This window comes from Paenibacillus sp. p3-SID1389 (genome assembly GCF_025151705.1).
GTDB classification, from domain to species: Bacteria; Bacillota; Bacilli; order Paenibacillales; family Paenibacillaceae; genus Fontibacillus; species Fontibacillus phoenicis.
Window position 1 is genome coordinate 43,535 of record NZ_JALXVO010000012.1, and the last position, 11,877, is coordinate 55,411.

8 protein-coding genes and 1 riboswitch are annotated in these 11,877 nt (G+C 51.4%); all 8 genes read right to left on the bottom strand.

All coding sequences use genetic code 11. The features are described 5' to 3' along the window. Window positions 1-4: 4 nt before the first annotated feature. Window positions 5-154 carry a hypothetical protein gene (locus M3G15_RS07295; protein ID WP_260070503.1) on the bottom strand — a complete coding sequence of 50 codons (150 nt, stop codon included), beginning with the start codon at window positions 152-154 and terminating at the stop codon, window positions 5-7. Between the two features lie 304 nt (window positions 155-458). Continuing rightward, window positions 459-1,283: a carbohydrate ABC transporter permease gene (locus tag M3G15_RS07300; RefSeq protein WP_009223929.1), complete on the bottom strand. Its 825-nt coding sequence runs from the start codon at window positions 1,281-1,283 to the stop codon at window positions 459-461. Window positions 1,284-1,295: 12 nt separating this feature from the next. Beyond that, window positions 1,296-2,165: a carbohydrate ABC transporter permease gene (locus M3G15_RS07305; protein WP_260070504.1), complete on the bottom strand. Its 870-nt coding sequence runs from the start codon at window positions 2,163-2,165 to the stop codon at window positions 1,296-1,298. Window positions 2,166-2,229: 64 nt separating this feature from the next. Further along, the gene (locus tag M3G15_RS07310; protein ID WP_260070505.1) at window positions 2,230-3,513 is read right to left on the bottom strand and encodes an extracellular solute-binding protein; all 1,284 of its coding nucleotides are present in this window, start codon (window positions 3,511-3,513) and stop codon (window positions 2,230-2,232) included. A gap of 12 nt (window positions 3,514-3,525) precedes the next feature. Continuing rightward, window positions 3,526-5,253, bottom strand: coding sequence for a glycoside hydrolase family 13 protein (locus M3G15_RS07315; RefSeq protein WP_260070506.1), 1,728 nt, complete (start codon window positions 5,251-5,253; stop codon window positions 3,526-3,528). A gap of 34 nt (window positions 5,254-5,287) precedes the next feature. Continuing rightward, on the bottom strand, window positions 5,288-6,280 hold the full coding sequence (locus M3G15_RS07320; protein ID WP_260070507.1) for a LacI family DNA-binding transcriptional regulator: 993 nt from the start codon (window positions 6,278-6,280) through the stop codon (window positions 5,288-5,290). Between the two features lie 155 nt (window positions 6,281-6,435). Further along, window positions 6,436-9,903 (bottom strand): DUF6359 domain-containing protein, encoded by a 3,468-nt coding sequence (locus M3G15_RS07325; protein WP_260070508.1) that lies wholly within the window; start codon window positions 9,901-9,903, stop codon window positions 6,436-6,438. A 201-nt stretch (window positions 9,904-10,104) separates the two neighbouring features. Continuing rightward, on the bottom strand, window positions 10,105-11,541 hold the full coding sequence (locus M3G15_RS07330; RefSeq protein WP_009223923.1) for an NAD(P)/FAD-dependent oxidoreductase: 1,437 nt from the start codon (window positions 11,539-11,541) through the stop codon (window positions 10,105-10,107). A 65-nt stretch (window positions 11,542-11,606) separates the two neighbouring features. Beyond that, window positions 11,607-11,706, bottom strand: a riboswitch (purine riboswitch). Between the last annotated feature and the right edge of the window lie 171 nt (window positions 11,707-11,877).

Genomic DNA, 11,877 nt, shown 5'->3' on the forward strand with positions numbered 1-11,877 from the left:
ATCCTCACTCCAATCCCGTTAAATTCAGCAGCACGTGTTTCATTTGAAGTCCGAAGAATTTCGCCCGCACCAAGCAAGGGTTAAGAAGCTGAGCCCGGTGCAGACCATTTCTGTCCAACATCTTCTCCGCGCCGCCGAATCTCCGCACCTGCACGATGCATTTACCTCATCATATGGCCGCTTTTCCCGGAAACATTCCGCAAGCTGGTGGCAGGAACCTGTAATCATCTTCCCCATCAGGTGGTTTCAAATATTCATAGACAACGTGCGCCCTGTTGGTTCTCATTAGCCAATGCTTCTCTTTCCGTTCTCTGAAAAAAACATCTGCGTCCAATGTAGAACCTTTTTTGCGCCTAACGTAAACGTTTACTTTCCTGTATGTGCTGGATTATATCACCGGTGCTAAGACTTGGTCAATCGTTTGCACAAAAGGTGGAATTACACTTGCGGTCGCTTGGTTACCCCTTTACCGCTCCGGCCGTAATGCCAGCGATAAAGTACCGCTGCAGCAGCAGAAACAGTAAGATAATCGGGACAACAGCGATCAACGAACCTGCGAACACGATGCCCCATTGCGTCGTATATTGCCCTTGGAAATTGGCCAGGGCAATCGGTAACGTTCTTTTCAGTGGATCATTGATGATGGTTAGTGCCCAGGGGAACTCTTCCCACACGGTCAGCGCGTTAAAGATCGTGGCTGGAACAAATGCCGGCTTGGAGAGAGGCAAAATGATGGAAGCGAATAACGTCCAGGCGCCGCCCCCTTCCATCTCCACCGACTCATCAATGTCACGGGTTATGGAATCGAAAAAGCCTTTAAGCAAGAAAGTTGTAAACGGAATGGCACCTGCGGCGTAGACAACGATAAGCCCCCACCGTGAATCGAATAAACCCAACTGACGAATCAGGACAAACTGGGGAATCAGCAACGTCAAACTTGGGATGACCAAGCCTCCCATAATAATTGCAAAGCTTAGGCTTTTTCCCTTAAAGTCAAACCGCGAGTAGGCAAAGGCTAACATGGAAGACAGCAGAAAAATAAGCGCAAAGCTAGCCAAGGTCACCAGCAAGCTATTCAACAAATATAACGCGAAATTTTGACTTCCCCACGCTTCTCTAAAATTGGACCAGGTCATTTCCGAAGGCAAAAAGCGAGGCGGAAACTCAAATAACAGCGTCATGGGTTTGAGAGCGGTTAGCAGCATATACACTAAAGGGTAAATGGATATCAGTCCGCCCGCGACAAGCAGGGCGTAGATGCAAAATGTTTTCAGCGAGCGCATATGGTTCGCCCCCTATTCCTGTTTGTTCAGACGGAACTGCACAGCCGTTAATCCAGCAATGATCACCGCAAAGACATAGGATAACGCCGATGCGTAACCCAGATCATATTCGGAGAACGCCTTCTGATACATTCTCGTCAACATCACTTCGGTCTGATGCAACGGTCCGCCATTGGTAATGAGGTACACGGATGTAAACACATTAAACGCACCGATAATTAACATCATTTGGATAAAAAACGTCGTGTTTCGAATCGATGGCAGCGTGATATAACGGATCTGGTTCCACGCATTGCAGCCGTCTAAAGAAGCCGCTTCATATTGATCTTTGGGTACCCCTTGCAGCGCGGCCATGTAGATAACCATCGCCCAGCCAACCCCTTTCCAGATCCCAAGGGCTCCGATCACGATCAAGGCTTTTCCCGGTTCACTTAACCAACTGATCGTCCGGTCCGTCAGATGAAGGATACCCGTAATGGCATAATTCAAAAAGCCCTGATCGGCAAAAACGTATTTAAATATTAACGAGGCAACGACCCAAGACGTAATGACCGGCAAGAAGTAAAGCACCCGAAACGTCTTGGTACCGGGGCGATTCTGATAAAGTGCATAGGCGACCAGAAAACCCAAAATCATTTGGCCGGGTACAGAAATGATCCCGTAGATAAAAATATTTCGTATCGAAATCCAGAACACTTCATCCCCGAACACATGCTTATAGTTATCCCATCCCACAAATTCAAGATGATTTATGTTCGTGAGCCGAAAATCATAAAAGCTGTAGATCAAATTCCGGATCAACGGGTAGAGAATAAATAAGGCAAAAAATAAAAATCCGGGCAAAAAGAACAAGTATCCGGCTGCTCCTTTTTTTTTGCGCATGTCATGTTGACTCCTTCGTAAAAGGGAGCGCCTCCCGTACGGAAAACGCTCTCCTGATAATGGACTACTCCTTCAACAAAGCATCGATGGCACGGACTGCCGCATCCAGCTCCGTTTTTACATCCGCATCCGTCATGAAAATTTTACTCATCGCATCATTAATCACGCCGTCGATTTGCGGCCAAGCACTAACCGGCGGGCGAGCTTTAGCCGTCTTCAACTGTTCAAGAAACGGTGGATAATAATCGATCGCCTTGACATCGGCATTCTCCATTGAGGCGAGGTTAACCGGAATCTGTCCGATCTTGCCCATCTCGATCTGAGCCTCTTCCGACACCATGAACTTCACGAATTTCCAGGATTCCTCCTGCTTGTCTTTACTAAAGATCCCGATATCCTCTCCGCCCAACACCTGAATGGAGCCCGCCGATCCCGCCGGAAAAGAAGCCATTTCGACGTCGAAATCAGGGAATTGCGATTGGAACTGAGCCACCGCCCACGGGCCTTCCGCCATCATGGCATAGCTTCCGCTCGCATGACCTTCCGTAACCGCTACATCTCCCGGCTTAAATCCGGAAATTTGACCGGCGTTGTAGGCGTTTTTAAGTTTCGTCAAAATTTCTACCGAAGCTGGGCTATTCAAATAACCGTCAGCCGTTGTGAAGTCAGGCGAGAGTACATCCCCACCGTTGCTCCAAATCCACGGTAAGACGTTCCAGCCTTGAAGGGCCGGTTCACCGAATCCCCAGCTTTTTTCATACTTACTTTTGATTTTACCCAAAGCCTCAAAAAACTGTTCCGTGGTTTCAGGCGCTTGCTCTACACCGCTTTGCGACAGCATCTCCTTGTTCCAGAACAACACCTTGGTATTCGTATTGAGAGGAAGTCCGTAATAGTGATCGCCTACCTTCGCTGTAGACAGCGGGCCTTCCAGCAAGCTGCCGGCAACCTCGTCAAAATCTTCAAATGCGTCTAACTGTTGCAGCAACCCGCTTTTCTGGAACTCCGGCACCCAGATAATGTCCAACCGGGCTACGTCCGGCAAATCGCCAGCGCTGCCGCTGATCTGCAGCTTCTTATGCAGGTCTTCCCAAGTAAAGGCAACAGGGTTAACTTTAATCCCGGGATTCTCCTCCTCAAATTTCGGAATAAGCACCTCTTTTAACGTCTTCTCTTCCGGAGATGCAGTACTGTAGTGATGCCAGAACGTTATAGTGACCTCCTTGCCCGGCTTCGCATCCGAGCTTGTCCCGTTCGCCGTCTCTTGCTTCCCCTTGGAACCGCAGCCCGCCAAAACCAGGGTCACGGCGAGTAAAATCGGCAATAACTTGCTCCATTTATTTATCATAGATTGATCTCCTTAATTCTGTTTTTGGAAAAGAATCGTATCTCCGGGACCGATGAATTCAGGCAAGTTCCCGGTATCCTGCGAATGATCCATTGTATAAGCGCCAATCAAGTCAAACTGCTTCATCACGACGTCCAAAGCTTGCCGGTCCTGCGAAAAATTGATTAAAAGCACCGCTTCTTTGGTTTCGGTGTAGCGCCGAATGACGTAACACTCCGAGTCTTCCCGGTATCTAAGCTCCGTGTTGCCGTGCTGCAGTACCGGATCGGTTGTTTTACGCCGAATCCAGGTGCGGAACTCTCTTAACAACTGCGGTTCGGCCTCGACGAGCTGCCAAGGCATGCTCCCGCGGCAGCCTGGGTCATTCTCCCCGGTCATTCCCAGTTCGTCCCCGTAATAAACGGTAGGATTCCCCGGCAGGAAGAATTGAAGGGCCAGCAGTTGCTGTAGTTTGCTTTCATCCTTCCCGCAACGCGTCAAGATTCGTTCCGTGTCATGGCTTCCTAGCAGGTTAAACATTTGATTTAGTTCAGCCAAGGAATAACGATGGAGTAAACTCACAAGTCTGGAATGGAACTCCGCAAGCAGGATGGAACGATCCAGACAGTAATCGAACAGAATCGTTCGCAGCTCATAGTTCATCACGCTGTCCACGCCGCCAGACGCCATCAGGCGCTTGGCATCATCCCAGATTTCTGCAATAATGATAGCGTTAGGATTTAATTTCTTGACACAGGATTTCAGCTCCCGCAAAAAGCTGATTTCCACCTCATCTGCGACATCGATTCTCCAGCCGTCGATGCCCGTCTCCTTCTGCCAAAAGGAAACGATATCGTATACGTACTGCTGAACTTCGGGATTCGATGTCCGCAGCTTAGGCATCCATTGATAATAACCTACAGAATCGTAACCGTCTTCGCTTCGGTGAACCGGGTACCGGTTAATATAGAACCAATCTTTATATACCGAAGCTTCTCCTTTTTTCACGACGTCCTGAAAATATGGATGATAGAACCCGCAATGATTGATTACCAGGTCGAGAATCACCTTGATATCGCGTTCGTGGCATTTTTGGACAAGCTCTTGCAGATCTTGTACCGTCCCGAATTGCGGATCGATTTGAAAGTAATCCACGGTGTCATATTTGTGGTTCGACGTAGCCGCAAATATCGGATTTAAGTACAGCGCATTAATGCCAAGCCCGCTCAGGTAATCCAATTGCTTGATGATTCCTTGAAGATCACCTCCCATATAATTGTCCCGCGTTGGCACGCTCCCCCAAGGTTCCACAGATTCCGGATCATTCTCGGGATCACCGTTACAGAAACGTTCAGGGAAGATTTGATACCATACACGGTTCCCAATCCATTCCGGAGAGTTCACCATGTCGCGATCTCCCGCATAGGCATACGAATAGCTGCCTCTGGTTCCTTCCGTCTTACATAATCCCTCAGCACCCAGCCAGTAGGATTCCCCCTTTGCAGCAAACTCGAATTTATATTGAAGGTACCGAATGCGAGATTCCATACCCGTCAATATCGTGCGATAGTACTTAAATTCCCCCGATTCCGCCCATAACGTCATCGCTTGCTTCCGAATACCATACTCCGGCTTATATTTATTCCAATAGTTTAGCGTGACTTGATTCGCATCAGCAGGGAGCTTTAGGCGAACTTCCAATTCATTCAGAGAAATTAGGGTAGCATCTACTACCGGATCGTGATACAAATATTGGGTCATCAACTTATTACCTCATTATGTTTAGTTTGTTCGATCATTTACCGATTTGCGTTGGAATCGAGATAAACGGCGGTACCCCCGATTCTTTATTCATCCGCGAAAACAGCATTTGCGCCGCTTGCTTCCCCATCATTTCCAGATCGATTTCTACGAAATGCACCGGGTATTTCAAGTATTTGGACATCGGAAAGCTGTCAAATGTAGCTAAAGCCAGCTCGGCCAAGAGAGGATTACCGTTCTCCCAGTCCAAGATTTCGAAAAGCTGTTCATGCGTACAGCAGATCAGAGCATCGGGCCGTTGCGCTTCCGATCCAGAGCGAGGGGAATCGTAAAGCTTTTTCAAAAAATCGGCATGCTCGATCACTTGAGGTTCCAAGTGGTGTTGACGCATCGCTTCATGGTAGCCGTTCAGGCGATCACCCAGAAATTTGTCCCTCTTGGCGGCTGATCCGCCGGCATAAATCATGATGTTGCGACAGCCCAAATCGATTAGATGCTCGGTCAGAATCCGACCAGCCTGAACGTTATCGATATCTACCCAAGGTGCGTCCGCTTGCTTCAGCGTATTTTCGCCGGATACGACAAACGGCATGTCATGTTTGGTTAGCAATTCATAATTCCGCTCATTAAGCAGCGTATTGGGGATAATGACACCGTCAACCCGGCGCTCAACCACCACCCGCTCGAATGTTGATCTGCCGTTCTTCCCATCATGATCGCTCATCATCAGAAACATGTGATCGTGATTGTATACGACCTCTTCAATCCCTTGAAGGACTTTGTAAAAATACGGGTTAGCATAGGCCTGTTTATTGGTGTAATCAAAACAAAAGCCGACCGTAAACGTCTTCTTCGTCGCCAATCCGCGCGCAATGGAGTTGGGGACATAGTTATACTGCTTCATGATGTCTTCGACTTTCTTCCGAGTTTTCTCGGAAATGTTCCGATTCCCGTTGATCACCCGGGATACGGTCGCCTTGTTAACACCCGCCAAAATCGCAATTTCTTGAATAGTTATCTTAGACACGATTGATCTCTCCTTAATCTGCAACCGGTTGCATAACTCATTATACAAAACGCTTTCATTCTTGGCAAGCCTGGTTTTTTTAACGAACGAAGGCAAAAAAGTCGCTCAGGCATCTACTCTATCCTGAGCGACTTTTCTATTCCAAGATCTACAAGCTAAGCCGCCACTCCCCCGATATACTCCAAATCCTCCAGCATCAGATTCGCGAAGCTCTGCTTCATGGTTAATCCGCTTTGGACGCTGATCGTGATCTTCAGCGCCTTGAGCCTGATATCGCGCTCCAATGGAGTTTTGGCCTTTTGCAGTGTGGCGATCTGGGCTTGCAAGCTGGTTGCCGCCCCATTGGTTAAGAAGCAGCCGCGGTCTTTGCCCAAATCCACCAGCTCATTTAAATGGGCGATGTCGATGGTTACTTGGAATGTAAATTCCACCGACGCGGTATGTCCCGCTGCATCCGTTGCTTGGACCGTTAGCTTGTGCGTACCAACCGATAAAGAGAAGGGAACGATTTCGGCTACGCCCGTGATGCTGCGTCCGTCAAGCCGGTAAGCCGTTGATTTCGGCCCGCTGACCGCGTCATTTACGGCGATGTTGAAAGGAACACTTGGGGCAACTTGGAGCACTTGGTAATCCCCTGTAAACGTCACTTCTGGTGCCAGACGATCTACATTAATATACAGGGTATTCGGCGCTTCCTCGTTACCTGCCCGATCCACGGAGCGGTATTCGATCGTATACTTCCCGTCGTTTGACAGTGTAAAAGGCTCAGCATACTGAATCCACTCCCCGCCGTTCACCCGATACTCAGTCCGTTCCAAACCGCTGCCGCCTTGATCCTCTGCGTACAAAGCTACCGTGACTTCCATCGGATTATAAACGTCCGCCCCCTCAACCCCGGCGACATCGCGCTCCGTCACCGGAGCCGTTAAATCCGCCTCGGTCGCGCTTGGTACGACATGAGCCAAGGCAAGCGGCTTCAGCTGGTAGGTCCCTCGGTATACCGAGGCGATACCGCTGATATTCACGCGGGTACCTTCAGGGTACAGCGCCAAAAAGGAATCCATCGTCACTCCGGTTCTACCATCAAACCGTACTCGGGTCGAACTGCCGTCTTCGCGGACGGCATTAAATTCAAGAGAACCCGCCGGAGTCGCAGCAACGACATCCTGCACCACTACGTTGGTCAAGGTAATCATCTGTCCTTGATTCGCCTCCGTCACCGCATCCTGAACCTGCGGCTGCGGCAGCGGAGCTGTCCCCAGCTTCTCGATCAGCACCGGATTCTCCAGCTCAACTTCCCCGTTGTACAACGTACGGGTTGCGCTGATACGGATAAGGTCACCGGCATGATAACCCGCTGCTGTTTGGAAGACGTAAATGCCTCCCGTTTCATCCTGCAAATAGAAGCCTTGACCGCCAAACACACCCGGTTCGGAAGTAATCACCCCCTGAACCGTGACGACCGTCCCTTCCGCCGCCTCACGTGCTGCGGCAATTGTGCTCGACTCCGGCACCGGCGGATGATCGCCTGGCAACGGCTCGGCATCCACATTCGCGATCTCGACCTGCTTCGTGAGTTCATTCGCGCTGCCTTTTTTCAAACGTAAGTTAGCGCTTGAGGCCGTTACCCCCGGCTTCAGTTGCACGGTCAAATCCTTGGACGCATGCCCCAGGGCATCGCCCGTCAACGAAAACGCCGGGCTGTAATTGTAATCCGACCAGCTGCCGTCCGCACTCTTGAACCGGGCGATCTGTTCACCGCCGGCCAAGTAGATGCCTACCCGCAAATCGGACACCGTCTGTCCCGGCGTTAAGCCGTCTGCGGTCACGCGGATTTGGAATTCCTGCTGGCTTGGCAGCTGTGCTTGATGGACGAAGGCAAACGTTGGCTCCGTTTCCGGTGCTTGCGACGAGCCGTACGAACCCGGCTTAAACGTAGCCGGATCATACCATTTATATCCGGGGGCCGGCTGCGCCCACGGCTCTGGCTGCGGTTCGGTGGTGGCGGCCGGCTCCTCATCTGCGTCCAGCGCAGTTGGCGTATCCAGCACCAGTCCCGGCACCTGATCAAAAGAGGTGTAGCTCTCGTCATGCGCCAGCCATTTCACCGTTTGCACCAGGAACAAGCCGTCGTCCACTTCCTTGAAGCCGTCATAGGTCGTTTTCTTTTGGCCGTTTTCTTCCCGTACATACTTCGGGGTTGCGTCTTCAACCGGCGAAGAGTCACCGATAAAAGCGGCTTTACCGAGACCCAGCTTGGCGATCGCCGCATAAGGGCCTTCCGCCCGACCGCCGCCATTATAGACGCCTTCGTCAACGGCATTGCCCCATGCCGGAACGCCAGTCGGGACATAGACAAGCCCTTTGGCTTTGTTCGGATCGAGAATCGCTACGGTTGACCCGGCATGCATGGCGACAGCTTCCACTCCCGCCGTGATACCAAAAGATTGCGACGGGCTGACGATATCCGTTGCATTGACGTCGCCCAAGGCGTTATAGCGGAAGCGAACGCCAAAGTTGTCAGCTAACCAGTCGGAGCTGCTCACCCCATGCATCGCTGGAGAATTGGCCTCTTCAGCCGTCATCCCTTTGGCTGGATTTTCGTATGCCCCGCGGCGATAGCCGTTAAATACCTCTGAGGCGTCCCAGCGGTTCTTGTTACGGTCAGCATTATAATGGTCGGAGATGAAAAATACGGCGCCGCCATTTTCCACGTACTGCACCAAAGCCTCCTGCTCAGCCTCCTTAAACGGAATGTTCGCTTCAGGAATCATAAAGACGTCATAAGGCTCTAATGCCTCGTAGGTAATGGCCGTTTCCCCAAATGTATACGGCATCGGGCGTTCCAGCGACTCTACCGTAAAACCGGCCGCCCGCAGCCCATCGGCAAAGTCAGAAAACCCGCCATCGATAACCCAATCCGCTGCGCCGGCGGTTTGGCCGTGGGCGTTGTCAAACAGCACCTTTTTGCCGGTGCCGTCCGGAAGCTGCGGGATGTCGCCCGGATCCGGATCTTGACCAGGGTCCTCACCGGGATCCTCGCCAGGCTCTTCCCCCGGGTCTTCCCCATGATCGCCCGGCTGGTCCCATAATGAAATCGCGGTTACGCTTTTTAATCCCGCAAAATTGTTGTACGCCGCCAGCGACCCCGATACGATCACCGACTTCCCGATCAAATCCGGGTTGCTTTGAAGACCAAACTCCGCTCTGAAACTGGAAGGAATCTGTACGTCGATGAGCTTCGTCTTATCCTGTTCCCCGGCCGTATCGGCAATCAGGAAGTTAAAATCGTTGCCAAAGGGCGCTTCAAAGTCGGCAGTAAGCGATCCCGTCGCATGGCCCACAATGATGCCGGCCACTTCCACAGCTTCGCCGCTGTCCCCCTTGGCGATCGCTTCAGCGACGCTGAGCGGAGCGGCAGCGATCTGCAGCAAGGCCTCTCCGCTGTTCGATGCTGCGTTAAGCTGCGCGCCTGCCCCGGCCCGCGATACATCGACCGTTAAATCGGCAGGCTGGGCTGCCGCCTGTGGTGCCCATCCCGGCAGACCGGTTACGACCAATGCGCCGGCTAATAAGAAACCTAACCATTTCTTGCGCCAAGCGTTCGCCTTGCCCTTACCCATAAATCATCGATTCCTCCCCATGCGCTTGATTTTTATTGGACTACCTCCTCATCATACTTATTTTAAAATTGAACATTATTTCCTGTCGATTAAAATTATGTAAAATCAATCCGCCAAAGCATGAACATCAACGATTCACGAAGAACAAAAAACGGGCACTGCCCCCGTTTCAAGGACTGTACCCGTAATCTTATGTGCTCCTTACACTCCCGCTTTCTCGATCATTCCGCGGGCGATCCATACTCCGGCCGCTCCCGCCTGGGCTAAGCCGCGGGTAATCCCCGCGCCGTCACCGCCGCAGAACAAGCCGCTGATCTCCGTTTCCAGCGATTCGCTCAGCTTCGGACGGGCCGAATAGAACTTCGCCTCCACCCCGTAGAACAACGTATGCTCCGAAGCAATCCCCGGCGTCACTTTATCGAGCGCCTCGACCATCTCGATCAGGCTCTTCATCGTATTGTACGGCAATACCAGGCCGAGATCGCCCGGCACCGCTTCCTTGAGCGTTGGCTCCAGGAAGCCTTCGGCAATCCGCGCAGCTGTGGAGCGGCGTCCGCGCAGGATATCGCCGTATTTTTGCACGATGACCCCGCCGCTCGACAAATCGTTAGCCCGCTGACAAATTTCCCGCGCATACTCGTTTGGTTTATCAAACGGTTCGGTAAACCGATGCGATACGAGCAGCGCGAAGTTGGTATTCTGCGAACCAAGCGCCGGATCTTTGAAGGAATGACCGTTGGCCGCCATCACGCCGCTGTGGTTCTCGACGACGACATGTCCGGAAGGATTGCTGCAGAACGTGCGCACTCGCGTGCCAACCGATGTATTAAAAATAAACTTGCCCTCATACAAATGCTCGTTGATCTCCCGCATCACCACATCGGAAGTTTCCACACGAACGCCAACGTCCACCTGATTGTTCGTCATCTTCAGACGGCGTTTCTTAAGGATCTCGGTCAACCAAGCGGAACCGTCCCGGCCTGGAGCTACCATCACCAGATCGGCTTCGTACGTTTCGCCGTTCTTCAGTGTGATCCCGCGGACTTGGTGGCTTCCATCGATTTTTTCCGTGATCAGGTCTTCGACTTCTGCCTTGAACAGCATATCAATGCGCGTGTTGAGATATTCGTAGATCGATTTCAGGATTTCCAGATTCTGCTCGGTCCCCAGGTGCCGCACCTGCGCCCGCAACAGCTTGAGCCCGGCGGCGTATCCGCGTTGTTCGATCTGTCGGACCGCTTCCGTCATCGGATCGGTGATGGTGGTTGTCGCCCCGTGCTCCAAGTTGATCGCATCGACATATTTAATCAAATCCAGCACCTTGGACGGCGCGATATAATCGCTCAGCCAACCGCCGAATTCCGTCGTGATATTAAATTTCCCGTCGCTGTAGGCTCCGGCACCGCCAAATCCAGCCGTGATCGAGCAGGCCGGCAAGCATCCGGCAAACTCCTTGCGCCCGGCCGCAGGCGGGCAAAGCGTAATCTTCTCCTCCAAGATTGGGCAACGGCGGCGGTAGATATCATGCCCCTTGTCCACCAGAAGCACCTTCCAATGCGGCGCTTTCCGGGTCAGTTCGTAACAGGCGAAAATCCCGGCAGGGCCGGCTCCCACTACAATGACATCGTATTTGCTCATCTGTATCCTCCTGAGGTGATTATCATTCACATCATAAACCAAAAAATTCCTGACCTCTCATAGGTATGCGAATGCACCCTATTCGTAGTCAGGAATTTATGGTTCCTTGTAGAGACCCTCAATCCATATTATTGAGGATATACGAACTTGTTCTTTAATCTATGGACTTGTTTGTGTTTTGGAACAACCTGAGTATAAGCGGGATAAACGGATAAGTCAAGCCTAATTTAAATTTAATATTCGTGTTTTTTACCAAAACAAAAGAAAATAACGTGGATTTTTTCACAACGACTGCTAAAAACACGAACATTAACACCTAATCCGCCCCGCGAGCGG

Excerpts from the sequence above, each read along its gene's own strand:
- M3G15_RS07300 (WP_009223929.1), bottom strand. The coding sequence starts at position 1,283 with ATGCGCTCGCTGAAAACATTTTGCATCTACGCCCTGCTTGTCGCGGGC.
- M3G15_RS07305 (WP_260070504.1), bottom strand. The coding sequence starts at position 2,165 with ATGCGCAAAAAAAAAGGAGCAGCCGGATACTTGTTCTTTTTGCCCGGA.
- M3G15_RS07310 (WP_260070505.1), bottom strand. The coding sequence starts at position 3,513 with ATGATAAATAAATGGAGCAAGTTATTGCCGATTTTACTCGCCGTGACC.
- M3G15_RS07315 (WP_260070506.1), bottom strand. The coding sequence starts at position 5,253 with ATGACCCAATATTTGTATCACGATCCGGTAGTAGATGCTACCCTAATT.
- M3G15_RS07325 (WP_260070508.1), bottom strand. The coding sequence starts at position 9,903 with ATGGGTAAGGGCAAGGCGAACGCTTGGCGCAAGAAATGGTTAGGTTTC.
- M3G15_RS07330 (WP_009223923.1), bottom strand. The coding sequence starts at position 11,541 with ATGAGCAAATACGATGTCATTGTAGTGGGAGCCGGCCCTGCCGGGATT.